The sequence below is a fragment of the Hymenobacter miniatus genome, from assembly GCF_016427455.1.
In the GTDB taxonomy this organism is placed as follows: Bacteria; Bacteroidota; Bacteroidia; order Cytophagales; family Hymenobacteraceae; genus Hymenobacter; species Hymenobacter armeniacus.
The window spans coordinates 208,745-235,437 of record NZ_JAELXR010000006.1; the positions used below are offsets into that span (position 1 = coordinate 208,745).

At 66.2% G+C, this 26,693-nt stretch carries 21 protein-coding genes; 4 read left to right on the forward strand and 17 right to left on the reverse strand.

Annotated elements, in window-relative coordinates; genetic code table 11:
* Nucleotides 1-18: 18 nt before the first annotated feature.
* From JAO73_RS11670 to JAO73_RS11680, 3 genes are all read right to left on the reverse strand, one after another.
* Nucleotides 19-540, reverse strand: coding sequence for an anthrone oxygenase family protein (locus tag JAO73_RS11670; RefSeq protein WP_198977210.1), 522 nt, complete (start codon nt 538-540; stop codon nt 19-21).
* Between the two features lie 20 nt (nt 541-560).
* Nucleotides 561-1,190: an NAD(P)-dependent oxidoreductase gene (locus JAO73_RS11675; protein WP_198977211.1), complete on the reverse strand. Its 630-nt coding sequence runs from the start codon at nt 1,188-1,190 to the stop codon at nt 561-563.
* A gap of 67 nt (nt 1,191-1,257) precedes the next feature.
* Entirely contained in the window at nt 1,258-2,076 is an 819-nt protein-coding gene (locus JAO73_RS11680) for a helix-turn-helix domain-containing protein (RefSeq protein WP_198977212.1), read from the reverse strand.
* A gap of 362 nt (nt 2,077-2,438) precedes the next feature.
* On the opposite strand from JAO73_RS11680, the gene JAO73_RS11685 reads away from it, so the two are divergent.
* Together JAO73_RS11685 and JAO73_RS11690 are read left to right on the forward strand one after the other, a co-directional pair.
* Entirely contained in the window at nt 2,439-3,629 is a 1,191-nt protein-coding gene (locus JAO73_RS11685) for a lactonase family protein (RefSeq protein ID WP_198977213.1), read from the forward strand.
* Between the two features lie 97 nt (nt 3,630-3,726).
* On the forward strand, nt 3,727-4,857 hold the full coding sequence (locus JAO73_RS11690; RefSeq protein WP_198977214.1) for an AI-2E family transporter: 1,131 nt from the start codon (nt 3,727-3,729) through the stop codon (nt 4,855-4,857).
* Nucleotides 4,858-4,934: 77 nt separating this feature from the next.
* Here JAO73_RS11690 and JAO73_RS11695 read toward each other — a convergent pair whose 3' ends face one another.
* Together JAO73_RS11695 and JAO73_RS11700 are read right to left on the reverse strand one after the other, a co-directional pair.
* Nucleotides 4,935-5,987, reverse strand: coding sequence for a cobalamin B12-binding domain-containing protein (locus JAO73_RS11695; RefSeq protein WP_198977215.1), 1,053 nt, complete (start codon nt 5,985-5,987; stop codon nt 4,935-4,937).
* A 188-nt stretch (nt 5,988-6,175) separates the two neighbouring features.
* Nucleotides 6,176-6,601: a hypothetical protein gene (locus JAO73_RS11700; RefSeq protein ID WP_198977216.1), complete on the reverse strand. Its 426-nt coding sequence runs from the start codon at nt 6,599-6,601 to the stop codon at nt 6,176-6,178.
* Between the two features lie 211 nt (nt 6,602-6,812).
* On the opposite strand from JAO73_RS11700, the gene JAO73_RS11705 reads away from it, so the two are divergent.
* Nucleotides 6,813-7,214: a hypothetical protein gene (locus JAO73_RS11705; RefSeq protein ID WP_198977217.1), complete on the forward strand. Its 402-nt coding sequence runs from the start codon at nt 6,813-6,815 to the stop codon at nt 7,212-7,214.
* 14 nt (nt 7,215-7,228) lie between these two features.
* On the opposite strand, the gene JAO73_RS11710 is transcribed toward JAO73_RS11705, so the two are convergent.
* Nucleotides 7,229-8,122, reverse strand: a complete 894-nt coding sequence (locus JAO73_RS11710; protein WP_198977218.1) for a DUF6929 family protein — start codon at nt 8,120-8,122, stop codon at nt 7,229-7,231.
* A 229-nt stretch (nt 8,123-8,351) separates the two neighbouring features.
* Here JAO73_RS11710 and JAO73_RS11715 point away from each other — a divergent pair, with 229 nt between their 5' ends.
* On the forward strand, nt 8,352-9,728 hold the full coding sequence (locus JAO73_RS11715; protein ID WP_198977219.1) for a sigma 54-interacting transcriptional regulator: 1,377 nt from the start codon (nt 8,352-8,354) through the stop codon (nt 9,726-9,728).
* Nucleotides 9,729-9,864: 136 nt separating this feature from the next.
* Here JAO73_RS11715 and JAO73_RS11720 read toward each other — a convergent pair whose 3' ends face one another.
* The 11 genes from JAO73_RS11720 to JAO73_RS11770 form a co-directional block, all read right to left on the reverse strand.
* Nucleotides 9,865-10,692, reverse strand: coding sequence for an amidohydrolase family protein (locus JAO73_RS11720; RefSeq protein WP_198977220.1), 828 nt, complete (start codon nt 10,690-10,692; stop codon nt 9,865-9,867).
* A gap of 35 nt (nt 10,693-10,727) precedes the next feature.
* On the reverse strand, nt 10,728-13,340 hold the full coding sequence (locus JAO73_RS11725) for a peptidoglycan-binding domain-containing protein (protein WP_198977221.1): 2,613 nt from the start codon (nt 13,338-13,340) through the stop codon (nt 10,728-10,730).
* Complete coding sequence (locus JAO73_RS11730; protein ID WP_198977222.1) at nt 13,309-14,448, reverse strand: aminotransferase class I/II-fold pyridoxal phosphate-dependent enzyme; 1,140 nt, start codon at nt 14,446-14,448, stop codon at nt 13,309-13,311. Before JAO73_RS11730 ends, JAO73_RS11725 begins: the two co-directional genes overlap by 32 nt.
* A 111-nt stretch (nt 14,449-14,559) precedes the next feature.
* Nucleotides 14,560-16,614: a hypothetical protein gene (locus JAO73_RS11735; RefSeq protein ID WP_198977223.1), complete on the reverse strand. Its 2,055-nt coding sequence runs from the start codon at nt 16,612-16,614 to the stop codon at nt 14,560-14,562.
* Nucleotides 16,615-16,620: 6 nt separating this feature from the next.
* Nucleotides 16,621-17,937: a hypothetical protein gene (locus tag JAO73_RS11740; RefSeq protein ID WP_198977224.1), complete on the reverse strand. Its 1,317-nt coding sequence runs from the start codon at nt 17,935-17,937 to the stop codon at nt 16,621-16,623.
* A gap of 59 nt (nt 17,938-17,996) precedes the next feature.
* Nucleotides 17,997-18,998, reverse strand: coding sequence for a hypothetical protein (locus JAO73_RS11745; protein ID WP_198977225.1), 1,002 nt, complete (start codon nt 18,996-18,998; stop codon nt 17,997-17,999).
* A gap of 151 nt (nt 18,999-19,149) precedes the next feature.
* A complete protein-coding gene (locus tag JAO73_RS11750) occupies nt 19,150-20,028 on the reverse strand; it encodes a hypothetical protein (protein ID WP_198977226.1) in 879 nt (292 codons plus the stop codon).
* A 228-nt stretch (nt 20,029-20,256) separates the two neighbouring features.
* Nucleotides 20,257-22,287, reverse strand: a complete 2,031-nt coding sequence (locus JAO73_RS11755; RefSeq protein ID WP_198977227.1) for an RICIN domain-containing protein — start codon at nt 22,285-22,287, stop codon at nt 20,257-20,259.
* A 135-nt stretch (nt 22,288-22,422) separates the two neighbouring features.
* The gene (locus tag JAO73_RS11760; protein ID WP_198977228.1) at nt 22,423-23,094 is read right to left on the reverse strand and encodes a response regulator; all 672 of its coding nucleotides are present in this window, start codon (nt 23,092-23,094) and stop codon (nt 22,423-22,425) included.
* Between the two features lie 174 nt (nt 23,095-23,268).
* On the reverse strand, nt 23,269-25,107 hold the full coding sequence (locus tag JAO73_RS11765) for a tetratricopeptide repeat-containing sensor histidine kinase (RefSeq protein WP_198977229.1): 1,839 nt from the start codon (nt 25,105-25,107) through the stop codon (nt 23,269-23,271).
* Between the two features lie 278 nt (nt 25,108-25,385).
* On the reverse strand, nt 25,386-26,687 hold the full coding sequence (locus JAO73_RS11770; RefSeq protein WP_198977230.1) for an amidohydrolase family protein: 1,302 nt from the start codon (nt 26,685-26,687) through the stop codon (nt 25,386-25,388).
* Between the last annotated feature and the right edge of the window lie 6 nt (nt 26,688-26,693).

Here is a 26,693-nt window from a genome sequence, read left to right on the forward strand (position 1 = left end):
TTGAGGCCAATTGGGACGCTACTTATTGGAATTGTCGGGAGTTTTGGACCGCGGGGTTGCTAGGCACGCCCCCACTGCTAGCGTCAGGGCCAGCGTGCTGGCCAGCGCTCGCACGTTGTGCCAGCGGTTCCAGGGCCCCGCGAAGTGCGCGCGGGCATCGTCGGCCTGGGCCGCCGTAGTGTTGGCCACCGGAAAATTTGCCAGCCGGTCATTCAACGGGATGTTGCCAACAACCGTAACGCCCAGGCTGCCTACCCAGAATACCCCCGTAGCGGCCACCAGCAGGCGAAACCGCCGGACCTGTGGCCGCCCGGCGTACAACGCAGCGGCCAGCGGCAGCAACAGCGGAGCCCCGAAGAAACTGGCCGCAAAAAAGGGGTTCACAATGACCTCGTTGATGGCTTGCATGGCCGCGATGTAAGCCGGCGCGGGCAGCCGGGCCAGGCCGGGGTTGACGGCCACTGAGAAGCCGTAGTAGACGCCCGCCACCAAGCCGGTCGATGCGGTGGCTAGGGTCAGAACGATGGGTTTTGCTTGCATCAAATTACGGATAAGCCGGGTTAGTACGAGAGGCTGGCCGCCTGTCGCAGGTAAATGGGCTCGCGAAGCTGGCGGAGCATGAAGTCGGCCACGTCGGCCCGCGAAATCTTGATTTTTAGGCCGGGCTCGGTGGCCGGGAAGCCGTGACGGTACTGGCCGGTGTGCGGGCCGTTGGTGAGGGTGGCGGGGCGGGCAATGGTCCATTCCACCCCGCTGTCACGGATATACGCTTCCTGAATTTCCGAATCGGCGAAGGCGCTCCGCAGGAACAGAGGTACTATCAGGTACTTGTAGGCGAAGGGCAGCGCCGGTCGGCTGTCGCCCATGCCCAAGGTAGTGAGGCACACGAAGCGACGCACGCCGGCTTGCGCCATGGCCTCCAGGATGTGGCGGGTGCCTGCCGAACGAACGGGTGCCTTGTGCCCGGCCGGCGCGCCGAGGGCCGACAACACAGCATCGTGCCCGGCCACGGCGGCCTGCACTGCGGCGGCGTCGAGAACGTCGCCGGGCACCACGCGCAGGCGGGGGTGCTGCACAGCCAGCTTGGCGGGGTTGCGGGCAAATGCCGTGACGGTGTGGCCCTGCGTGAGGGCTTGCTCGACGAGCTGGCGACCCGTGCCGCCGGTGGCTCCAAATACGAGTAGGTTCATGGTCTTTTGTTTTTTTTAACAAAGGACCGAGCCACCCACCCCCAGAAAATAGAATGAATCCGACAGGCTAGCGCAAGAGCTCCGGAAAATTGGGCAGACCGGGCTGTGCCTGCTGCCGAAACCGCAGCGGCGAAGCGCCCGCGAATTCCTGAAAAGCCCGGATGTGGTGCGACTGGTCGGCGTATTCCTGCTCAAAGGCCAGGTCGGACAGTTTCTCGAACCGACTGGCGCGCAACTGCGTCAGCGAAGCCTGGAAGCGGCAGATGCGCGCAAACAATTGCGGCGAAATGCCCACGTGGTGCTTGAATTTCCGTTGCAGGCTCCGTTCCGACAAGCCCACTTCGTGGAGCAGGGCGGGCAGCGAAACCCGGCCGCCGCTGGCTTGCAGCTGCGCTACCGACTGGCGCACGCGGGCATCGACCGGCGCGTGGTGCCGCGCGAAGCAGCCGCGCAGAAAGTCGGCCAACTGCGCCAGCCGTTCGGCCACGGTTGGGCGGGCGGCCAGTTCTTCGGCCAAGCCACGGGCCCGCGGCGCATCGAGAAGAGTCAGGTCGAGGCAGGTATTGGTGAGTTCCTCGGCATTGAGCCCAAAAACGGCTGCCAGCGCGCTGGGCTCAAAGCACACGCCGAGCGTTTGGAACGGGCCGTGCGCCACGATTTCGGTGGCGCTGGTGGTTTGGCCGTAGAGAAAGCTGCGCGGCCAGGGCTTGCTGGCGCCCTGCAGCGGGGCACCGGGGGTGAGTTGGGTGATGAGGCCCGGGCAGCCGTCGGCCAGCGTCGTGAAGGTTTGGGGTGCCGCAGGGGCGTCGCCCGTGGTTTCCAAGGTCCAGAAGTAGCGCACGTAGCCGCGCAGGTCGTGGGGAGGAGCTAGCTGGTGGAATTGCATTGCGCAGAAGTATGGCCGGTGCACCGCCGAACCGTTGATGCATTGGCTGTTAAATATACGCAAACCGGCCCCCTTGATGACTAGCCCCCCCTCATTTTAGCCCCTGCACTGCCTGCCGTAAACCGCGGGCGGTTCGGTTCAGGGCCATTTTGCTTCGAAGCATTGCGGGCAGAAAGCCTTTCCCCTGCAAAAGCCCATTGGTGGAATGCCGGCTGCACCAGCGTCCACGGCGCTGCGTGTGCCGACTTGGCCGGTGCGGTTGTTTACAGCGGTGTGCCGCTGGGCGCACTGGCTTCGGGCGGGTGCACGGCGTGTCGGCCGAATTGTTGCACTTTTGCAGCCACACCCCGCCACTTCTTTGCATGACGCTCTCCAACCGTTTCCGCTTCGCTCTGCCTATTGTTGGGCTTGGTTTGTTTGCTGCCGCGTTTCTGGCCGGATGTGCGCGGCCCGCGGCCAGCACAGCTTCCCGCGACTACCTCGTGTACATCGGAACCAACGTGAGCTCGGAGCAGGAAAACTCGATTTACCTCTACCGTCTCGCGCCCGCCACGGGCGTCCTGACGCCCGTTAGCGCGCACCGGGGCGGCGCCAGCCCGACCTATCTGACCATGCCCGCCGGGCGCAGGTTTATGTACGCAGTGAGCGAGACGCAGACGTTTCGGGGCGCGAAGGGCGGCGGCGTGAGCGCCTTGGCCGTCGACCCGCGCACCGGCGGGCTCACGCTGCTTAATCAGCAGCCGTCGGCTGGCGCCTCGCCCTGCTACATCAGCCTCGACCGTTCCGAAAAGGCGGCCCTGGTGGCCAACTACGTGGGCGGCAACGTGGCCCTGCTGCCCCTGAGTTCCAACGGGCAGCTGGCCGCCCCCACCGCCACCGACCAGCACCAGGGCTCCGGCCCGCATAAAAACCAGAACGGACCGCACGCGCACTGCATCCTCACTGACCCGGCCAACACCTACGCCTACGCCGTGGACCTGGGGACCGACCAGGTAGTGGGCTACCGCCTCAACGCCGCCCAGGGCCAGCTGGCCCGCCTGCCCGAGCCCGCCTTCGTGGCCAAGCCCGGCGCCGGGCCCCGCCACCTCATCTTTCATCCCAATGGCAAGCGGGCGTATTTGATTAACGAGCTGAATTCCACCGTGACGGCGCTGGCGTATGATGCCGCGGCGGGCAAGTTTCAGGAGCTGCAAACGGTGAGCACGCTGCCCAAAAGCTTCAGCGGCCAAAACTCCTGCGCCGACATTCATGTCTCGCCCGACGGGCTGTTTCTTTACGCCTCCAACCGGGGCCACAACAGCATCGCCGTGTTCGCCATCGACACTTCCAACGGTACGCTGGCGCCTATTCAGCACGTGAGCACCCAGGGCAACACCCCGCGCAACTTCAGCCTCACGCCCTCAGGGCGCCTGCTGCTGGTGGCCAACCAGAACTCCAACAACGTGGTCACGTTCCGCGTCGACCCGCAAAACGGCCTGCTGGCGCCCACCGGCCAAACCGTGGAAGTGCCTTCGCCCATGTTTGTGCAGGTGGTGGAAGATTTCACGCGCTGAGAAACGGGACGGGTCACGCCGGCAACGCGCCGTATCCTGCCTCGTAAGCGGCGCTTAGCTGACGGCCTTTTGCCGCTTGGCCACATGCCCAACTGCTATGTCCGACTTCGACGAACGTCCCCGCGAGCTGCAATTTCCGCTTTATGTGAAGCTGCCGCTCATCTTGCTGGGCCTGGCCCTGGCCGTGTTCACCATTCACACGGCCAGCGAAATCATTTTCCCGCTGTTTTTCGCGGCCATTTTTGCCATCATGCTGCACCCCGTGGAGCAGTGGCTGCTGCGGCACCGGGTGCCCAAGCTGCTGGCCATCACGCTCACGGTGGTGCTGGGCGTGAGCGCGCTGCTGGGCTTGTTCTACTTCATCTACCTCGAAGCCTCCCAGCTGTCGAGCCAGATGCCGCTGTTCAAAAAGAAATTTGCCGAAACCTCCGCCCAGGTGCACCAATGGCTGCAATCGCGCTTTGGCGTGAGCGACCAAAAGCTGCAGGGCTACCTCAGCGAAGCCGGCAACCGGGCTTCGGCGCTGCTGGGCGGCACGCTTTCGGCGGTGTCGGGGCTGGCGGTGGTGCTCACGCTCATTCCGGTTTACATCTTTTTGCTGTTTCTGTACCAGCGGCGGCTGATAGATTTTCTGACCCAGGTGTTTTCGGGCCGGCGGCAAGACCAAAACGTGGCCGATGTGCTGCACGAAAGCAAGGCCACCATCCAGAGCTACATGGTGGGCCTGCTCATCGAGGCCAGCATTGTGGCCACGCTGAACACCACGGCGCTGCTCATCATTGGGGTGCCGTACGGGCTGCTGCTGGGCGTGCTGGGCGCGCTGCTGAACTTCATTCCCTACATCGGCGGGCTCATTGCCATTGCGTTGCCGGTGCTCATGGCCTTTGTGGCCAAGCCCGGCTACGGGCACGCCGTGGCGGTGGTGGCGGCCTACATGGTCATTCAGTTCGTCGACAACCACTACCTCATCCCGCGCATCGTGGCCTCCAAAATCAAGGTCAACGCGCTGGTGGCCATCGTGGGTGTGCTGGTGGGCAACGCCATCGGCGGCGTGGCGGGCATGTTTCTGGCCCTGCCGGTCATCGCCATCCTCAAAATCGTGTTCGACCGCATTCCGTCCCTCAAGCCCTGGGGCATGCTGCTGGGCGACGAGGAAACCCCGCGCGGCCGCAAAATCAACCCGCCCAGCAAGGAAGCCGAACGCGCAGAGGAAGTGGTATCTAGCTGAAAGCACGGCCCACTCCCCACCCACTAAGGAGGAGCCGTTTCAACGTCAGCTGAAACGGGGGCGGTTGTGCGCCACGGTTATTGAAACAAGTTCCGCACCACGGCCACCGCATCGTCGGCGCTGGCGGCCCAGGCATCGGCCCCGGTACGCTCCCACAGGTCGGCGTCGTACACAAAGGGGCGGCCTCCCACCACCACGCGCACGTGGCGCGTGGCCGGGTCGCGCCGCAAGGCGGCCACCAGGTCGCCCAGCAGCGGCACGTGGTGGGGCATCGAGGCCGACGTGAGCAGCAATTGCACGCCCTGGTCGGCTATCATGCGGCGAATGCTGTCCGGCGGCGTGCTGGCGCCGAGGTAGCTCACGTCCCAGCCGTCGTGCTCCAGAAAATCGGCCACCATCTGCAGGCCAATGGTGTGCAGGTCGCCGGCCACGCAGGCGGCCAGCAAGCGCCGGCCGTTGCGCGGGGTGCGCTGAAAATAGGGCTGCAGCTGCGCCATGACGCCGGCCGTGGCGGCGGTGCAGTAGTGCTCCTCGGCCACGCTGATTTCGCCGCGGTGCCACCGGTTGCCCACCTCGCGCTGGGCCGGCTGCAGCACGTGCAGGTACAGGTCGCGCACGTCGGTGCCCGCTTCGGCTTCGGCCATCAGCAGGCGCTGAGCGGCGGTGCGGTCGGCGGCGAGCAGCAGCGCCACGTAGTTGGCGGCCAGGGCGGCAAAGCGGACTGTTTCGGGCGACTCCGTTGGCTCTTGGGCCACCGGCTCCAGGGTGGCGGCCAGCGGGGCTGCCAGGGCGATGAGGCCCGCGCTCAAGATGCCGGCCATGAGCACGTATTCGCCCACCGGAAAGCGCAGAAGCAGGGTTTGACGCAGGGCGGCCACTTGCTCGGTGGCCGCCGCGGGGCCCAACTGCTGGCTCAACTGCAGCACGTGGCCCTCAAACAAGGCCGGGCTGTTCATGAGCACGGCGTTGGCCAGGGCCACCAGGTGTTGTTCGAACGCTTCCAGGGACGGGTCGGCAGTGGTGGCCCCGGCGGGCTCGGGCAGCTGCTTGGCGGCAGCCTCGGCCAGCGCCCCCAGCTCCTGGTAGAGCCGTTGGGCAATCTGCTCGCGCAGCGCTTGGTTGGTGGGCAAAGGCGTGGTGTCGGTTTGGGTAACGGAGACTACTTCCGATTTTACTCTGGAATTAACTTCGCCCCTACGCAAGTTGCCCCCGGCGGGATGCCCTCTGGCTTCGCCCCGGCGCGCAAGGCCGTGAGAAAGAGGAAGATTTTTTTTAGGCGCTACGGCGCGTCGCCCGCATGGGAAGCGGCCTACAGGCGTCAGGCGGACACGCCAGCCAGCCACGCTTCGGCCGCCTCGACGTTGGAAAAGCGTTGAAAAACGAAACCCGACGGTGACGCCGACACCACCGACTGCGTGGAGAGGCGGTGCAGCGGGTCGGCTCCTTCCACGATGGCGCAGTGCCGGGTGCGGGCCTGCGCCATGGCCCGCGGTATCCAGTTTTCGGTGAGCCAAGCCTGCGTCGCGCCCGAGAGCGGCGCGCGCTGCCCGTGGTCGGAGAGGATTTTGCGCGCCCCCGAATTCAGCAGCAAGGCCAGCACTTGCTCATAAAAGGCCTTCACCACCTCGAAGGTGATGCGCTCGGCGCCCCAAGCCAGCCGCACGAAGCCGCTGGGATGGTGAAACACTTTGCCCGCAGCGTTTTGAAAATAGAGCGTTTCCTGGGCTCGGGGCAGCATGTTCATAGGTAGAAAGGAGAGGTGCCCGGACGATAAGGAAAATGCCAAGTTTAAGCGGCGGCAAAACTACGCCACCCAGCGCAATCGACTGGTTTTTATTTCTCAACGAAACTGATGGGCTTGCGTAAAGACGCTCGGCTGTTGGTTCCGCACCCGCACGTCAATTTCAAACATTATCCTTCTATATATCAAGCGGTTGCTTTTGACCGTTTACATTATGCGTTTATATTTTGAGAATCCCGTAGGGCGCCTGCTCGAACACCCCGACGGCTACGCCCTGGTACAATACGCGGCTGGGCCCCGGGACTTCCCCACCTTCCAAGCATTTCTCACCCACACCAGCCAGCTGCTGCGCCGCCACAGTTGGCACAAGATGCTGGCCGACCAGCGCCAGATGTCGCCGTTCACCGACGAGGAGCGCAACTGGATTCGCGAGTACTGGCTGGCCAGCAGCGCCACCGACGGCTACGAGCTCTACGGGGCCGTCATCATCCCGGCCGATGTGTTTGCCCGGCTCTCGCTTAACCTCGTGATGACCGACTCGCAGCAGTCGGCCCTGACCTACCGCCTCTTCGACGCCGAGCCCGAAGCCGTGGAATGGCTTCAGCAACTGCCCTGAGCGGAATTTTTGCGTTAATTCAGTTCGATTTCGGCCACTACGGCCGTGCTACCGCCGGCGTCGTCGTCGGTCACGAGCAGCACTTCCCAGTGCCGCGCACCCACGGCGCGGCGCACCGCCAGGCCCTCCACCTTGCCGAGGTAGGCGCGCCCGTCGTGCCAGGCCAGCCGGGCAAACGCGGCGCGCGGCGCATCCAGGTTGACCAGCCCAATGAACGAGCCCAGCACGGCGCCGTCGAGCACGGCATCGGCGGTGTTTTCTACGGAGGCGGTCACGAAAAGCAGGTCGTCGACCAAGGTGGCGCCCGAAAACCCGGCCGGGCAACCCGCAATTGCTGGCAGTTCGAATAGCAACGTGCCCACGGCCGGGGCCCCGGCCGCGCCGCTCAAAAAAGCCAGCGTGGCGGCCAACGGCAGCCGGAACAGCAGCGCCGCGTCGGCCCGCCCCACCGTGCGCTGAAACAGCAGCAGCTCGGTTTCGGAGGTGGCCGCGGCTTCGAGGTTGAGCACGGCCGCGGCGGGCAGGTGCGGGGCCAGCAGCGCGTAGAGCGGGGCCAAATCGAGCGGCTCGGGGGCGGCCTCGGGGGCGTCGGTGGGCACAAACCAGCCCCTCTGGCGGTTGGGGCGGCTGCCCGAACCCAGCAGTAGCAGGCCGGTGCGGCCGTCGGGCCAGCGCAGGGCGGCCATGCACTCCAGGTCGGGCTTGTCGGGCTTGGAGATGCGGAACGGGCCATCGGCCGGGTGGTCGAACAGCTGGCGGCGGCCGGTGGGCACCAGCGTCACCGCATCGAGGCAATGCAGGGCAGCCGAGTCGTCGCCAATGACATAGGCCGTGGGCCCGATGATTTCGACCCCGGAGGCCGAGGGCAGGCCGGGAATGGCAACTTCAGAAAGGATGGTGGCGGTCATGAGCGGGGCCGTGGCGGGGATGTGCGGGCAACTACCCCGTGTACGCACGAAGCCAAAGTTGGCTGTGCTGCGCGGGCTGCACAAGGCGCACGCGCACGCAGATACGCCAACGCAGATTTTCTGGCGCCTCATGTAAATATAATATTCAATTTATTGATTATAGTGCGTACATTTACTTCCCTCCTTTCCCTGCGCCACGCTTCTTCCTGTCACCTTTTTCCTGCTACGCATGGCTACCCCCTGCCCGGTATGGTTTCTACCGTTTACGCTCCAGAATTCCCGCCTCGCCGAAATCATCATTCAGCTGGAGAAGGCAGGACTGAACCTGCAGCCCCTGCGCGCCCACGCGCCCGCCAGCGGCGCCGGCATTCTGTTTCTCGACGTTGACTCCTCGCTGCCCGCCGTGGTAGAGGCCGTGGCCGAGCTGCGCACCGCCCCCGATGCCAACGTGCTGGCCGTGAGCGTGGGCGCCCTGCCCAGCCCCAGCACTTGGGCCCTGCTGCGCGGGGGCGTGTCCGACGTTTTTTCGTGGTTCGACGTGGACCGGCCGGTCGACATCGTGACCTCGCGCCTGCGCTACTGGCAGCACCTCAATGCGACCGTGGCCGACCTGCAGCGCCGCTTGGTGGGCCGCAGCCAGCGCTGGCGCGACGCCCTGCGCCAGGTGGTCGACATGGCCCTCTCGAACTGCCAGGTGCTGATAACCGGCGAAAGCGGCACCGGCAAGGAGCTGGTGGCCCAGGAAATCCATCGGCTGGACCCGCGGCCCGGCAAGCGCGACTGCGTGGTGGTGGACTGCACCAACCTGATTCCGGGCCTGTCGGGCAGCGAGTTGTTTGGCCACGAAAAGGGCGCCTTCACCAACGCCATCAGCGCCCGCGACGGGGCCGTGGCGCTGGCCCACGAGGGCACGCTGTTTCTGGACGAGCTGGGCGAACTGCCCTTGCCGCTGCAGGCCGAGTTTCTGCGGGCCTTGCAAGAGGGTACCTACAAGCGCGTGGGCAGCAACACCTGGCGGCAGGCCCGCTTCCGGCTGGTGAGCGCCACCAACCGCGACCTGCTGGCCGAGGTACAGAAAGGCACCTTCCGGCAGGATTTGTACTACCGCGTGTCGGGCTGGACCTGCCACCTGCCGCCCCTGCGCGAGCGCAAGGAAGACATTGTGCCGCTGGCTGAATACTTCTTTACGCAGCAGCACGGCCTGCGCCAGCCCGTCGACCGGCAGGTGTACGACTTCCTGCAGCTGCGCGACTACCCCGGCAACGTGCGCGAATTGCAGCAGCTCATCACCCGCATTGCCAGCAAGCACGTGGGCGAAGGGCCCATTACCATCGGCGACATTCCCCGCTCCGACTGGCCGGATTTTGCCCACCTCGGAGCCGCCGCGCCCACGGCCGACGAGCTCGAAGCCGGCGTGACCACCCTGCTCTACCAGGGCCTCGGGCTAAAGGAAATCAAGGACCAGGTAACGGAAATCGCCAAAAAAGTGGCCATCAACCACGAAAGCGGCAACCTGAAAATGGCCGCCCTGCGCCTGCGCTGCAGCGAGCGAATTCTGCAGATGCACCGGCGCGACGAACCGGAAACGCAGCTGCGGCTGGCATAATAGGGATAAATCATAAACGTCTGTCATCCTGAGCGCAGCGAAGGACCTGCTTACGTATGAACACTGGTTGTTCGAACGTAAGCAGGTCTTCGCTGCGCTCAGGATGACAGACGATAATAAGCTCAGCGTTTTCCCCTCACTCCTTCCCAATCAGCCAGGGGTCGCGCCAGGCGTTGCTCAGCGGCTCGGCTACTACCGCCACGCGGTGGCGCGCGCCTTCGCCCACGCCCGGCCGCACCCGGCCAATGAGGCGCAACAGGTTGCCGGCCAGCACTTGCCGGGCGTCTTCGGGCGCCAAGTGCAGGGCGGTGATTTTGCTTAATTCCACGCCGGGGTGCAGCCAGGGGCCATCGGAGCCGAAGAGGAATTTGGCGGGACCGGCCCGTTCCACGGCGCGCTGCAGGATGTCGAAGCGGCGCACGCCGGAGGTGTCGGTGTAGATATTCGGGCAGCGCACGAGGTAGTCGATGAGGGCGGTTTGGGCGCGCCAGTCGTCGGAAAACGAGCCCAGGTGCGGGATGATGAAGTTGACGTCGGGGTATTGGGTGGCCAGCAGGTCGACCACGGACGTTTCGCCCACCACGTCGTAGAGCACCGGCAGACGGAAAGCCCGGGCCACGTCGCACACCTCGCGGCTGATGCGGGCGTCGTAGCGGTGCAGCTTGATGCCCACGAACCCGTATTCCTCCACGGCGGTGCGCACCATGGCCAGCACCCGGCCACGGTCGCGCTGGGCGTGCACAAAGGCAAAGCCGTAGAACCGCTCTGGGTGCTGGTGCACCAGCCGGGCCACCTGGCGATTGGCCACGGAGTAGTCGGAATGAAACGCGGCAAAGAGCACCGTGCGCGCAATGCCAGCTTCGTCGGCCCAGGCCAGGTAGGGCCGCAGCGGCGCGTCGGTGTCCCAGGGGCCGGTGAGGCCGTCGCCGCGCCCGGCGTGGCAGTGGCAGTCGATGATGAGCATGGCAGAGGGTGAAAAAAGGCCGTGGATGTTCCGGCTTAGCTGTTGAAGGCGCTGAAAAACAGGTCGACGCCGCGCAGGGGCACGCGGCTTTTGCTGCGCACGGTGCTGGTGCCGCCCGAGTTGCCGTCGATGGTGTCCATGGTGCCGTCGGGGTACACTTCGCGCACTAAGAAGTGGTGGCGGAAGGGCTGCTTCGTGGCCGGGTCGAGGTTGTAGTAGCCGATGTCGCCCTTCTTCACCCGCGCCGCCGGAATGCTGCGGAAGGCCGGATTGGCGCTGATGCCCTTGCCGATTTTCCAGGTGCCCACATTCAGGCCGGCCGCCCGGTGGGCCCACAGCGCAAAAATGCCGCACCAGTGCGGAATGCCCGCCGTGTTGCTCACGCTGGTGCTGCGCTTGAGGTTGTTTTCTTCCCAGCCGGGTCGCACGTAGTCGGGCGCGGCGGTTTCAAACATCCCCTTCAGCTTCTGCCAGCCCTTGCGGAAGCCGTCGGCCCCGCGCAGCTTGGCCTCGATGGCGGGCTCGGCCATCATGTTCAGCGCATTGGCCACAATGGCCTCGCGCATCGCCGCTTCGGAGCCGCCCGTGGCCGGCACGGGCAGCGGCCCCAGGTTGCCGGGCCGGGTGCCGGGGCCTGGCCCCACGGGCGCCGGTGCGGTGCCCAGGGTGGCGAAAATCTGCTGCACACGCTGCACAAACAGGGTAGTGTAGCTCTTCGAGCACATTACGTCGCAGGCCACCATGCGCACACTTTCCCAGTCGCCGACGCGCACTTTGTTGATGCTGTTGGTTTTCTTGCCGAAGAAAATCTTGAGCGCGCCGAGGGCAAACTCCGGGCTTTGCATGAACAACGCCTGCCAGTCGGCGTTGCTGGAGCGGGTGGCCACGGAGTCGAGGCTCAGGCCCTGCCACTGGGCTTTTTTCTGCAGAATGACGGGGTCGGAGCCGGAGTAATTCTGCACCGACGGGACGAGCCACTGGTAGGCGTAGCGCCAGGTAATCTGGATGTAGCCGCGGCCCCGAAACTTGTAGAAATCCGCCTCCTGCACAAAGCCGGTGATGGCCGGGTCGGTGCTGGTCGAAACGGAATCGACGGGGTAGACCTCGCCGCCCCAGCGGGCATCTTTGGTGTAGGCCAATTGGGCACCCAGAGGCTTATGGCCGTGGGCCTGCACATACTCCTTGTCGTTGAAGAGGGCTAGCGCGCGCCGGTTCTGGCCGGTGTTGTAGGAGGCTTTGGTGCCGATGCGGTCGAAGGCGTAGGCCAGGCCGGGGTGGCCGGGCAGGCCCACTTTTTCGGCAATGGGCCGCATGGTGCCGCCGGTTTCGTTCACAATCACGCTTTGCAGGGCGGCAAACTGCGCAAAGTTGATGTCGATGGAGTTGAATACGCGCGGAATTCCGTCCCAAAACTGCTGGAAGCCCACTTTCACGTCGGCGGTGGCGGGCATGGTCACGGGGTAGGTTTTGCCGGCTTGAGTGCGCACCCACGCGCCGCGCCCGCCCACTTTGCTCCGGAACCAGTCCACGAAATCCTGCCCGGTGCGGGCCAGGAAGAAGTTGTTGATGTCGGCGGCGTTGCGGAAACGCACGGTGTTTACGTCGGTGCCGCCGGTGGGCGGGGCGCCGCCGGGCTGCGTTTTGGGCGGCACCGTGGGCACCACCGCGCTGCCGGCATCGAGCTGGCCCCAGGTGAGCGGACCCACCACGGCATCGACGACCAGGCCCCGCCCCTGCTGGAAAGCGCGCACGGCGGCCTGGGTTTTGGGCCCCCACACGCCATCGTTCACCAGCGGCTGGGCCAGGTTGACTTTGTGAAAGTTGAGCCGGCACTGCAGGTAGCGCACGTACTCGCCGCGCGCGCCCAGGCGCAGGGTGGGCCGGGCGCTGCCGGGGCTGGCGCAGCCGGGCGCCACGTCGGCAAACTCGTAGCCCATTTCCTGCTCGTAGCCCAGCTCCTGCTGGCCGGGCGGGCGGCGGGCCGGCAATTGGGCCGCTTCCACGGTGCGCTGCATTTTGTTGCGCTTTTCATAGGCACCGGCCACGGCTTTGGCCACGTCGTACACGGGTTTGAAGGCACCCTGCGGGCCCAGCGCCAGGGCGCCAGTCAGGGCCGCGGCCTGGCCCAATTGCTTCAGGCGGCTCCACCAGCCCTCGTCTTCCAGCTCCGAATCAGAAATAAAATCGTCCTGCAGCAGCGCGTTCAGCAAGCGCGCATGTTGACCATTATTCACTTCATCACCAGCACTTTGCCCACAATGCCCGCAACCGCAGCTGCAGGGCGCAGCAGTGGCAACGCGGGCGCCGGCTGTGCCGCCCACCAAAGGGCGCAGTTGCAGCTTATCGGCTAGGTGGAAGCGGCTCAGGAAGCGGGCCAGGCTGAGGTGGCAGGTTTTGCACAGCGGCTCGGCGGTGACCAGCAGGATGCGCCGAACCTGCAGCGGAAACCCCGGCCGGGCGCCCGCCATGCGGTTGAACCAGGTGATGAGCTGGCGCTCGGGGTGCTGCGCGTGGCCCTGGGGGCCGCCGGTGGGGGTGCGCCGCAGCGGCACGCGCAGCACGGTGCCCACTTTGGGGTAGATGATGGCCACGGCCGCCGGCGCGCTGGCGCGGCGGCTACGGGGCGAACGGGTCTGGGTCGGGTTCATGGCGAAGGACAACGGAAAGAGGTGAGGAAAACCAGTCGGTGCCGCGGGCCGCGCGGGCCAGGGCAGCGGCGGCGTGGTCGATATCGGCCGCCGAATGGTCGGCCCGCAGGCAGAAAGCCACTTCGGGCACGCCGGGCCGGGTTTCGCCGGCCAGCAGCAGGGTATTGAGGCCGGCCTGGCGCAGCTGTTGGTGCAGACCCAGGGCGGCCGTGGTGCGGGCCAGCACCAGTTTCTGAACCGGGAAGTAGCCGCCCAGCGGCCGGATGCCCAGCCCGGCCATCGCCCGCCGAAACTGCGCGATGCGCAAGCCCAACCGGCGCCGGGCCGCGTGGCCGTGGCGGGCGTCGTGGCGCAGGGCTTGCTCGGCGGCCCAGGCGTGCCAGCCCGATACCGGACTGGTGTGCACCCGCGTTTCGGCCCGGCGGCGGAACTGCGCCAGCCGGGCGGCGCGGCCCGCCAGCACGGCCACCGGCACGCCCAGGCCCTTGGCCAGCGAGGTGATGGTGAGCAGCTCGGGGCCCCGCGGCAGTGGCCCAAGGCCGGCCCAGGGCAGCAGGCCGCCCCCGCCCTGCCCCAGCGGACGGCTTTTGCCGGGCCGGGCACCCAGCACCCCAAACGCTTGGGTATCATCGATGAGCAGCGTGGCGCCGGGGTGCGGGGCCAGCAGGCGGAGGTATTTCGCCAGGGGCGCGGGGCCGTGGCCGGGGTGCCAGCCGTCGGTCACGAGCCAAGGCGTGCGGCCCTGCTGCTGGTAGGCGTGCAGCAGCCGCGCCAGCCCGGGCAGGTCATCGGCCCGAAACGTGGCCACCGGCAGGCCCCGGGCGCGGGCCCGCAGGCTGCCCCACCGCCCCACCGGGTAGAGGCTCCGCTCCAGCAGCACCACGCCGCGGGCCGGTACCAGCCCGAACACGTCCCAGAACAAGTGCAGGGAGGACGGAGCCAGCTCCCCGGCTTCCAGGCCTTGGCGCCGGGCCACGGCGTGGGCCACCCATTGGGCCCGGCTGTGGTGGTCCAGCACGGCCGGGCGCCCGGTGGTGAGGGCCAGCCCTGGAGGCGGGGGCGGCAAGGCTTGCGGGCCCAAATACAGCGCCGAGGTGAAATCGAGCATGGGCGGGTTATTCAAAAGATACGCTTGGTTGGGGCGCTAGCGGGCGCCTCACCCCCGGTTCCTCTCACCTTTGGAGAGGGGGTCAGGAGGTGAGGCGCCTTAGAGCATCCCCTACTCGCCCAGCGCCTTACGCCGGGGGACGGGCACGGCAAACGGCCGGCGTCCCTGGGCCAGCGGGCCGTTGAGCTGGCGGCTGCGGCGGAGCTGGCCCTGCTGCAGGGCGTTTTGGCGCTCAATGAGCTGGGCCGGCTGCAGGTACCGCTCTTCGTTGTCGGGCAGGTTCTGGCGGATGTCGCCAAGGTCGGTGGCCAGGTCGATGCCGGTCACGGCCTTGTAGGCGTGGATGTAGCGCTGAATTTCCTCCCGCCAGTAGTGGGCCCAGTTGGCGGCGCTGGTGGCACCCACGGTGGGGCTGTTCCAGGAGCCGTAGCGGATGCTGAGCAGCAACTGCTCGCCAAACGCGCCCAGGTCGCGGAAGTGCGTGATGTTGGTCGGGTTCCAGCCCTGCAGGCTCTTCATGTTGTCGACGCGGTCCATCCAGGGTTCGGAATACGGCACCATGACGCGGCCGCCCAGGAACTCGCGCACCTCGGGCCGGGCCAGAATCCACTGCTGGGTCATCATCTCGGCGCGGGCCGTCCAGGGCAGGTCGCCGTACTGGTTGTGGGCGCCTTCGGCCAGCGTGAGGTGAACTTCGCGCAGGTGGTTGAGGATGGGGAAGCCGTCGGGAATCACCGTGGTGAAGTTGGCCTGCTGGTAGAACTCGGTGCAGGCGCGCAGCAAGCTGTGGAAGCCCCGCAGGAAGAAGGTGCGGTGCTCGGCCACGGCAATGTTCTGCACGCCGCGTCCAATCAGCCCAAAGCCGTACTCGTACTGGTATTCCAGGTTGCGGCGGTTCATGGTCAGGCGGTTGCGCTCGTCCTCAATGTAACCCCAGATGATGTTGTTCAGGGGCCGCAGCGGGTCGATGGCCAAGTTGGCCAGCGGGTCGGGGCCGGGGCCGGGCCGGCGCACGTTCTGGAAGCGCAAACTCAGGGCGTTCATGGTTTGCACCAAGCCGCCTTCCTCGTGCCAATACGACCAAATCAGCTCCATGAGCGGCGGCGCCTCCACCCGCGACTTGAGGATGCCGTAGGTGAGCTGCCCGCTCTTGATGATGTCGTCGGGCTCTTTCAGCGGCACTTCCTTCAGCCGCTCCCGAATGATGTCGAGGTACGGCACCACCAGCGCTTTGCCCTCTTCGTCGCCGAGGTTTTTGAGGTATTCCTCGCGCATGCGGTTCAGGTCGAAGGGCTTGCCGCCGGTGCGCTGCAGCTCGCTGGCGGCCCAGTGGGGGTCGGCGTCGCCGGGGGCGGCCACGGGCGCCAGGCCCACTTCCTGCATTAGGTAATACTCGGTGGCGTACTTGAGCACCGCGTAGGACGCGGCGCGGCTAAAGGGCAGCTGCCGCGACGACACATAGGCCCGCGCCTGCGCTCCCAAGGCCGAGCTGCGGTCGGTGAGCACGTTGTCGATGAAGTTGCAGTAGCGGCTGAAGTTCAGCGTGCGGCGCCGGATGAGGCCCCACAGGTCCTGGTCGTCGCTGGCCTCGCGCTGGGCTTGAAACAACGTGACCGGCAGCGGCAAGGGCAGCGGCGTCACGGTGGGGCCGGGGTTGGGCGTGGGCGTCGCGTCAATCACCGTCACGTCGCCCACCGCCAGGCGGATGTCGTCGATTTCCAGCCCCGTCGGATGCTCCTCGCCTTTCATGGGCTTGGCGCTCAGCAGGCGCCCGCGCACCGAGTAGCGGCCCGCATCGCGCCAGTTGTTGAGCCGCCACATGGGGGCCACCACGTTGTTGGTGATGCTGAACCGGCTGCGCACCGTTTGCATGGGCGAGCAGAAGGGCAGCGGCGGGTCGTTGGGTTCGGGCGAGAGCGTCAGCTGCCGGTTGCTGACGGTGTAGTTGTAGCTCTGCTCCAGCCGTTCGCCGGGGTCGTCGTCCGACCAGAATTCCAGGGTGATGCTGCCGGCGTTGCCCAGCAGGGCGGCCAGGGTGCTCTGGCCCTCGGCCGACAAGGTCAATTCGAGCTCGGTGTCGTCGCCCACTCGGATTTTGGGCTTGGTGAACGACAGTTCGCCCCGCAGCGGAAACGCCGATTTGGAGGTTGAAGAAGTGGCTTCCATGATGAATTAAACGGTTTGAAGTGAAGTCGTTGGCACGGGCGCCGGGGCCGCCGGCGCGGTGCAGTAGTTGCGGGCCCGGTGCAGGGCCCAGCGGTTGAGCATGTGCGAAAGCACGCGGGCCTCCTCGTTGGTGCTGATGCGGCCATCGGCCTTGGCCTGGCCCACCACCGCAAACACCAAGGACGGGGCCACGTGCTCGCGCAGGTGGGGCTGCTGCTGCCAGGCCTCGAACAAGGCCCGCAGCTGGTCGGGCTGGCGCTCGGCCACCGGGAAAATGTCGGCCACCCGCTGCCCGCGCAGCGACTTGGGCCGGTGGTTGAGCACCAGCGCGGCAAACTCGGGCAGCGCGGTTTCGAGGCGGTGAATCAGGTCGCGCTTGTCGGCGCTGAGCTCGTCGGTGGGGTACAGCTCTTCCCACTGCCGGGCCAGGGCCGCCCATTGCGGGTGCGGAAACAGCACCTCCCCCAGCGCCAGGCTGATTTTCACCCGAATCCAGGGGAACGGGTGCGGGCCGTCGGTGCCGATGCGGAACACGAAATAGCTCGGCAAACTCACCACGCTCAGCAGCCCGTAGGTGGCCGTGATGCCCAAATGGCCCATGGCCCAGCAGTCCGACAAAATCTCGTTCAGCCAGCGGCTGAACAGCTGCCACGGCAGGGCGTTATCGCGGCTGCCAGCGGCCAGGTACTGGTCAATCGCCTGCTTGAGCGAGGTGGTTAAATTCAACAGCTCGGAGCCCTGGTGGCCCACTTCGTGAATGAGCGAAGAAGCAATGCCCGACCCGATGAGGCGCTCGCGCGGAATCTGAATCACGCCCACCGGGCTCAGGTCGCCGCCCGGCAGGCGGGTGCGCGCCCGCCGAATGGCCGCCCCGTGCCCGCGCTCCAGGTAGCACACCAGCGGCGGGGCCGCGTAGAAGTTGCCGGGCAGGCACAGGGCGTCCTCGGCCAGCACGTCGAGCCCGGCCACCCAGGTGCCGGTGCCGTGCTCGGAGCGCTGCCCCAGCACGTCGGCGAAAATGTCGACCTGGTCGAGCAGGTTGTTAAAGCGCAGCTTGAGCAGCACATAGCGGGCCTGGGTGTTGGCGGCGCTCAGCCGGCGGCTTTCGGGGCTGCGCAGCCAGCGCACAAACTCCAGCAGCCGGCGGCGCAGGTCGAAAGCCACGTGCGCCAGGTGCGCGTTGATGGCGGCCTGCGCTGGCGCCGACACGGCCGCCGCCAGCACCATGGGCGTGCTCAGCGAGAACGAGCGCACCGTTTGGAGGCGCCCGAACAGGGCCAGCGTTTCATTCACCAGAAACCGGGTATCGGCGGCGGTTCGCATGAGCAGTTGCGGTTAGAAAAACGGTAGAGGACAAGGGCGTTGATTCCCACTGGCTTTGTTTAGAGCTGAATGATGAGCGTACTGCCGCGGCGCGTCCACGTGCCGCGCGTGGTGCCCTGCTCGCCCATGCCGTTGGCGTCGGGCCCGTCGTAGCCCGAGGGGTCGTAGCCCGAGGGGTCGTAGCCGTTGGTGGCCGGAGCCGGGCCAAAGCCATTGCCTTGGCCATAGTCATTGGAGGCGAATCCGGGGCCCGGCACGCCGGGGCGACGGAAACCGCCGCCCCCCGGGCGCTGGAAGCCCTGGTGGGGCCGACGGCTGCCCGGGCGCTGGCCGGGCCGGCCGCCCATGGAGCGGAACGTGCCGTTGGGGTTGCGGGGCCGCAGCAGGCCGGGGGCGTGCTGGCGGGCCGCGCCCGAGAGGGCTTGCCGCACCACGGCCGCCATGGGCGCCCCGCGGCGCTGGGCGTGCAGGCTGGCCGCCCGGTTGGCCGCCGAATTGGCGAAGCGCACGTAGGCGCGGGCCACTTCAAATTCCTGGTCTTCGGGGCTCAGGCCTTCCAACTCCAGCTCGAAGAGGTTGCTGGCGGCCGAGCCCAGTTTGTTGCCAATCATGCCCCCCAGCGGCCCGCCAAAGAAGGTGCCCAGCGCGCCGCCCGCAATGGGCAGGGCCTTCTTGGCCACGGTTTTGAGCACGCCGCCGATGGCGCGGCCCACGCCCGACTTGGCAAAGTTGCCAATGGCCTTGCCCGCGCCCTTGATGAGCTTGCCGAGGAACTGGTTCAGCTCCTGCTCGTTGCTCACTTCCAGCAGCTCGTGGGCCAGCTCCATTTCCATGGTTTCGTTCAGCTCGCCGCTGTACTCGTGGCTGTATTCGTTGCTAAACTCCTGGCTATACTCGTTGGCGTATTCGCCGCTCATTTCGAACGACTCACCCTGAGTCTCACCGCTGGTTTCGCCCAGGTATTCGGGGTTGAACTCAAAGGTTTCCATGGAGTGCCCGCCGGCTTCCAGTTCCTGGCCGATGGCTTGCTCAAATTCCTGAGAAAATTCGTTGTTGTACATGACATTGGGGGTAAAGTGAAGGGTGTGAGAATTAGTTGGGGAGATACGGAGGTAAGGAGGCGGGTGAGATGGGGAGGTGGGGAGGAGAGCGGGCATTTCCGAATTCTTCACTCCCCTGCTCCCTACCTCTCCCACTTCCCTATCCCCTTGCTTACAGGCCGTAGAGGACCACCACGCCGTCGCGGCGCTCCCAGCGGCCGCAGCTGGCGCGCCGGGCAGGCCCGCTGAGCTGCAGGCCGCCGTTGAGCAGGCCGGGAGCGTAGTAAGGCGCCGTGGCCGTGAGCACCTGTCGGCCCAGGGCGCCGGGGCGCAGGCGGGGGTTGCGGCGCAGGGCGCGGCTGGCGCGCCGGGCCACGTCGGAAGCAAAGCGCACGTAGGCGCGGGCTATTTCCAGCTCCTGGCTTTCGGGGCTGAGGGCTTCGAGCTCCAGGCCGAACACCTTTTTGGCGTTGTCGGCCAGGAAATTGCCGGCCTGGGTGCCCACCCAGTTGCCGGCCGCCGAGCCCGCGTAGCCGCCGGCCTTGCTGCCGGCCCATTGCCCGGCCCGGGCGCCCACGGGCCCCAGCCGGCCCCCCAGCGCGGCCCCGGCCCGCCCGCCCAGAGCGGCGCCGGCTTGCCCGCCGTACTGGCCGGCCAGCTGCGGCAGGGTTTTCTTGCCAAAATCGACGAGGTAGCGGCCCACGCTCTGCCCGGCCGGCGACTGCGCCAGCTGCGAGGCCGCGCCCGCCACCTTGCTCACCAGGCTGCCCAGAAACTGGCTCAGCTCCTGCTCGTTGCTCACTTCCAGCAGTTCGCCCACCAGCTCTTCTTCCAGGTTTACCTCGAAGTTCTCGTTGCTGAATTCGCCGCTGAATTCGCCGCTGAACTCGTGGCCGAACTCGCCTTCAAACTCCTGGTTCGCTTCCTGTTCGTATTCGAATTCCTGGCCCAGCTCCTGGCCGTACTCGCCAGTGGTTTCGTAGTTCTCGTATTCGCTGTTGGTGGCTACCCCGGACTCAAATTCCTGCAGGGTGCGGTCGATGTTGTGCATGGTTGACAAGGGAAAGAATTGAGAGATGCCTCCCCTGTTTTCAATCCCGGTGCCAAGTGTGCCAGGGCCGTTTCCAGCCCCTGGGGCGGGGTGCGCCCGAAATAAATTTCGCCAACACGCAAAAGGCCAGGATTTCGCGAAAACGATTTCGCGAAATCCCGGCCGCTACAACCGATGCCTTTCCGGCGCGGCCTTGCCGCCCGCAAGCAGCTTGCCAGCCGCCGGCGCCTACTTCACAATCACCAGCTCCACGCGCCGATTGAGGCGGCGGGTTTCTTCGCGGTCGTTGCTGTATTTGGGGCGCGAGCCGCCGTAGCCCACCGTGCTGATGCGCTTCTCATCCACGCCCCGGCCCACGAGGTAGCGCTTCACCTCGGCCACCCGGTCTTCGGAAAGCTGCTGGTTTTTGTCGGCCGGGGGCTCATTGGAGGTGTGGCCTTCGAGGCGAATTTCGGTGGCGGGGCTGGCTTGCAGGGCAATGGCGAGGCGGTTGAGCTCGGCGTAGGCGGTGCCCAGCAGCGTGGCTTTGCCTTGGGCAAACAAGATGGTGGTTAGGTCCAGCTTCGAACCCACGGCGGCGGGCAGCAGCAGCAAGTCGCGCCGCGGCGAGCCACTGATGTCCACCGTGTCGCCCACCGTCAGGAAGCCGCCGCCCGTGGCCGTGAGGTAGTAGCGGCCCGGCAGCAACGACAGCTGGTAGCCGCCCGTGTTGTCGGATTTGCTAGTGGCGTTGTACTGCACGCCCGCCTTGTTGGCCAGCAGGTTGGCTTTCACAATGGCGCCCGGCACGGGCTGCTTGGTGCGGGCATCCAGCACGCGCCCGCTCAGATAGGCGCGCACCGAGGGGTCGGGCGCGGCGGCTACCGGCGCGGTGGGGAGGGAGTCGGGGGGCGTGGCGCGGCCCGTGCGCCAGATGTCGCTGGTGGCGTTGGGCGCGGGCGACGACGAATAGTAGGCCGTTTTGCCGTCGGGCGCGAGGCTGAAGTAGGCATTGAAGCCGGGGCCGTTCAGGGCCGGGCCCAGGTTGCGGGGCTCGCTCCACTTGGCCCAGCTTTCGTCGAGGCGCTGGCTCACAAAAATGTCGGCCGAGCCGTAGCCCATGTGGCCGTAGGAGGCGAAATACAGCGTTTTGCCATCGGGCGCCAGCCAGGGCGCAAAGTCGAAGCCCGGCGAGTTCAGCACCGGGCCCAGGCTGGTGGGCTCGGTGAAGCCGCCCTTGCCGTCGGGCCGGCTCACGTAAAGGTCATTGCCGCCCTCGGAGTCGCCGCGCTCCAGCGACAGCAGCAGGATGTTGCCGTCGCTGCTCACGAAATAACCGGCTCCCGGCACGGCGGTGTAGAAATTGGCAACGGGCGCCGGCGCGGGCCGGTTGCCTTTGCTGGCTCCGCTGGTGGCCGCGCCACGCGCAATTTGGCTCAAGCCCTCGTCCCGAAACCCGTTGGCATCGTAGGTGCCGCGCACGTAGAGCGTGCCGCCATCGGGGCCCACGGTGGCTACGATTTCGTTGTTTTGGGCCGTGTTGATGGCGTCGAGCCGAGTGGCCGCGCCCCACGTTCGGCCGTTGTCGGCGCTCTGGCTCAGCCAAGCGTCGCCCGAATCGGTGTTGCCTTCGGTGTTGCCGGCAAACTTGGTGCGGGCAAAGTACAGGGTCTTGCCGTCGGGGCTCAGCAACGGGTGCAACTCGTTGCCGGGCGTGTTCAGGCCCCCGCCCAAGGGCTTGGGCGCGCCAAACGGCGAGGGGCCCTCCAGCACGTTCAGGCGCAGCCGAAACAGGCGCCACTGCTGGCTGGCCCGGCCGTTGCCTTTCTGGGCCACCACGGGCGTGCCGTTGAACTTGTCGGAAGCCGAAAGCGCCGCCACGCGGCTTTCGCTGCGGTTTTCGAGCTGGAAGCTCCCGGCGGGGCCGGCCGGCACCAGGCGCCACTGCTGCTGCTCGCCCCCCTGAAACGGACGCTGCACCAGGGCCATGTTTTCGCCGGGCTTGTCGGCCGTCAGGCACAGGTTGCTGTGGCGCGCCTCAATGCGGTAGTATTCGCTGCCCGTGCGGATGGGCACAAAGCGCCACTGCTGGCTGCTGGCGTGGGTGAATTCCCACTGCACCGCGGCCGCGCCGCTGCTGGTGCTGGCGCTGGCAATGTCGAGGCAGCGTCCGCTACCACGGTCTATCAGGCCGTAATACGCCCGTTCATCGGGCACGAAAGAGTTTTGGGCGTGGGCAAAAACAGGCAGCAGCAATAACAACGACAGCAATCGAAACATCAGCGGGGGCGCCGAAAGGGGCGCGTGGGTGCATAACGCAAAAGAACGCCTAAATGATGGGATGGGCGGAAAATGAGCGCAGCGGAACAGCCGGCACATCGGCCGGCTGCTCGACCCACTCCCCGCATCCTCCCCTCACGCCAGCAGCTTGTGCTTAATGGCGTATTGAATTAGCCCGACCACCGATTTGCAGCTGGTTTTGGTGAGGATGTTTTTGCGGTGGGTTTCCACGGTGCGCTCCGAGATGAAGAGGGCACGGGCAATGTCCTGGTTGGTTTTTTCCTCGGCCACCAGGCGCAGGATTTCCCGCTCGCGGGCCGTGAGTTCGGCCACCGGGGAAGAATCGGGCCGCTGGGCCGGCACGTCCAAGTGCTGCAGCAGGGTCTGGCCCACCTCCTGGCTAAAATGGGTGCGCCCGGCGGCCACGTTGGCAATGGCGGCGCTGAGTTCGGCCTTGGTGGTGTTTTTCAGGAGGTAGCCCGCGCCCCCAGCTTCGAGCACTTCCATCACCGAGGCGTGGTCGTGAAACATGCTCAGGGCCAGCACCCGCACCGCCGGGAACGCCGCCCGAATATGCCGCGTGAGCTCCACGCCGCTCATCTGCGGCATGTTGAGGTCCACAAGGGCCACCTCGATGCCGGGGTGCTCGCGCAGGCGGCGCAACGCTTCCAATCCGGAGCTGGCCTGGGCCACCACGCGCACGGCGGCGTCGGTTTTGAGCAGGGTTTTGAGGCCTTCAATCACCATTTGGTGGTCGTCGACCAGCAGCACGGCGGTGCGGGACGGGGCGGCGGGGTCGTGGCTCATAGTCGGTTCCTTGCAGAGAATGGGAGAAAGTGACGATGGTTCTGCGCGACGGCGATTTCAACAGGGTCCACCTACCCTTCCCGATTCGAGTGAATACGCCTGAATATACACATTCAAACATACTCAATCATCGCCCCGGTATGCAACAAATTGGTCTAAGAATTTTACCAGACGTCAAACCGCCAGGGGCATTCCCAGGGTCACGGTGGTGCCGCGCCCGGGCGCGGCGTCGAAATCGGCCCGGCCGCCCAGGTAGGCCATGCGGCTTTCGATGTTTTTGAGCCCGATGCCGCCGGCGCCCAGCGCGGCCGGGTCGAAGCCCACGCCGTTGTCTTCCACCAGCACGGTCAGTTCGTCGGCGTGGCGTATAATCTGCAGGGTGATTTCGGTGGCCTGCGCGTGCTTGAGGATGTTCTGCACCAGTTCCTGAATCACGCGAAACAGGACGTTCTCCACCGTGGGCTCCAGCCGGCCGCCACGGTCCAGCCCTATCACTTCGAGGTTGACTTTCAGGCGGCCGGTGGGCGTGATTTTGTCCAGAAAGTCGCGCACGGCCTGGGCCAGCCCCCGCTTGATGAGGGCGTTGGGCATGAGGTTGTGCGAAATGCTGCGCACTTCGCGAAAGCTCTCCTCTACCCCGTCGAGGGCATTTTGCAACAGGGCCTGCTGGCCCATGGTTTCCACGCGCAGTTCGTCGCCTAAGGCGTGCAAATTGAGCTTGGCGGCCGTGAGCAGCTGGCCCACCCCGTCGTGCAGGTCGCTGCCAATGCGGCGGCGCTCGCCTTCCTCGGCTTCGAGCACGGCGGCGGCGCGCAGGCGCTCCAAGTGCTGGCGCTCCTGCGCAAACTCCACCTCGCGCCGCAGGCGCCGCCGCCCTACCAACAGGTAGGCCACGCCCGCCAGCAACAGCACCACCAGCGCCCCGGCCCACAGCAGTGTGGTGCGCCGCCGAATGAGCTGCTGCTGCTCGCGCAGCTGCACGGCTTGCAGGCGGTTTTGGGCGTCCTTTTTCTCGGTTTCGTACTTGGTTTGCAGTTCGGCCACCTGCTGGGTGGTCTGTTCCTGAAACAGCGAGTCGTTGAGGAACTGGAAGCGGCGCTGCCATTGCAAGGCTTTGGCGGGCTGGCCGTTGCCTTCATACAGCGAGGCAAATCCGTTGTACACCACCCGCACGATGGGCAGCGCGTGCACGCGCCGGCTCAGCTGCAGGGCGTGCTGGTAGGCGTCTTCGGCCTCCCGGGTGCGGTGCAGCAGGGCCAGGGCATCGCCCAGGTTCAGCCAGGATTCGGCCTGGCCCTGCTCGTTGCCCTCGGCTTGGTCGATGGCCAGCGTCTGGCGGTAGTAGCGGTGGGCTTCGGCCCCATTTTTCTGCTTCAGGGCCACCCCGCCCAGGTTGTAGAGGGCCAGCACGGCCACGCTGGAATCGCCGAGGGCGCGGGCTTTTTGCAGGGCGATGTTGAAGTCGGCGCTGGCGGCGGCAAACTGGTTTTGTTCCAGCAGCGCGGTGCCGCTGTTGTTGTAGGCAATGGCCAGCGGCTTGGCGGCGCGGGCATCGCCGGCCTGCACGGCCTGGGTTAGCAGGCGCTGGGCGCGGCGGGCGTAATCCAGGGCCAGGTCGAGCTTTTGTAGGTTTTTATTGGTGGAGGCCAGGTTCAGGCAGGCGGTGCCCTGGCCCAGCAGGTCGTGCCGCTGCTCGGCCAGGCGCAGGGCCTGCAGGAGGTGGCCCGCAGCCGCGGCGAAGTCGCCGGCGCCGTTGGCCAGTCGGCCGAGCAATAACAACGCGGCTTGCTGCCGAGCCTCTTGGCCTGCCACGGCTTGCGTCCGTCGCCAGGCCAGCGTGGCCAGGCGCGTGGCCTCGGCCGGCTGGCCGGCCCGCAGGGCGTTGGCATCGGCCAGCAGCAGGCGCACCTGAGCAGAATCGGGGGCCGCCGCACGGCGCTGGTTTAGGCTGTCAACCAGCCGCGAGGCCGGGGCTGTTTGGGCGGCGCCCAGCGTCGGCATGCACATAATCATGCCGCCGAGTAAAAGCCAGAATTGCAGAGAAGAATGGCGTCGGAAGTTCGAGAATCGCATGGGCCGGGCCGGTTGAAGTGCGTAACGCTCCTCTTCATTGTGGGCCGGTTCAACGGGCTTGCACCTGGTCTTTTTCTTTAAAAGACACAAGCCCATACTGCTCCGCTACCAAAACGGCCCAACATATCAGAGCCGCTAAGTAAAGCAATTATGCCATACTTAGCGGCTCCTGGTTTTCTGCTTTTCAGAAAGCCTTTCCCCTTATGCTTTAGCTAACGCTACTGCCCGTACTTGCTGCGGAACTTCTTTTCCAGATAGGTTTGCTTGCTGTCGAGCGAAATGCTGCGGCCGTCGATGAAGGCGCGCGACACGGCGTTGGTGCGCATGTCGAGCAGGTCGCCCTTGCTGAGCACCAGCGTGGCGCTCTTGCCGGTTTCCAGCGTGCCGTAGTATTTGTCGACGCCCATAATCTGGGCCGGCGTGAGGGTCACGGCCGTCAGGGCCTGCTCTTTGGTCAGGCCGAAGTTGACGGCCGTGCCGGCAATGAACGCCAGGTTGCGCGAGCCCGCGGTTTCCTGGTCGCCCTGGTAATCAAGGCAAAAGCGCACGCCGGCGGCCTGCAGCTGCGCCGGCAGCTTGTAGGGCTGGTCGTAGTCGTCGGCGTCGCGCCGGGGCAGGGCGTGGATGCGCGACACCACCACGCTCACGTCGTTTTGCTTCAGAAAATCGAGCACCATCCAAGCGTCGCGGGCCCCCACCACGGCCACCTTTTGCGCGCCCAAGCGCTTGGCAAAGCGCACGGCTTCGATGATTTCCTTGCCGTAGTCGGCGTGCAGGTACAGGGTTTTGGACCCGTCGAAAATCCCGGCCAGCGAGGCCAGGCGCAGGTTTTCCTTGCGGCCGGCGGGCAGCTGGCGGTAGGCGTTGGCTTCGCCGAAGAGCTGCTCCAGGTCGCGCAGCTGCGTTTCGCGGGCCTTTTGGCGCTTGTCCAGCGCGGCGGCGTCTTCGTTGGGATTGTTGCGAAACACCATGGCGGGCCAGGTCAGGTGCTGGCCGTCGTCGGCGCGCACCACGGCGTCCTGCCAGTTCCAGGCGTCGAGCTGCACCACGCTGCTTTGGCCGGCCAGCAGGCCGCCGCGGGGCGTGGGCTGGGCCAGCAGCACGCCGTTGATGCGCACGGTGGGCAGAATGTCGGAGTCGGTGTTGTAGGCGATGAGGGCGCGCACGTTGGGGTTCAGCGTGCCCACTTCTTCCTCGTCCACGGTGGCCCGAATGGATTCTACTTCGGTGAGGCCCAGGGTGGTATTGGGCAATATCAGCCCCGGATACAACTGTTGGCCAGTGGCGTCGATGGTTTCGTAGCCGCCTTTGTCGGCGGCAAAGCCGGCGGCAGGGCCGGCGTAGGTCAGGCGGCCTTTGTCGAAAGCCACCGCGGCGTTGGGCACCACGGTGCCGTTGCCCACGTGCAGCGTGGCCCCGGTGATGAGCACGGGCTTGCTCTGCGGCGGCGTGGGCATGGGCACCTGGGCCAGGGCGGCCCAGGCGGTGCTAGCTAAAGCAAGCGTGAGTAAAATGCGCATGGGTTC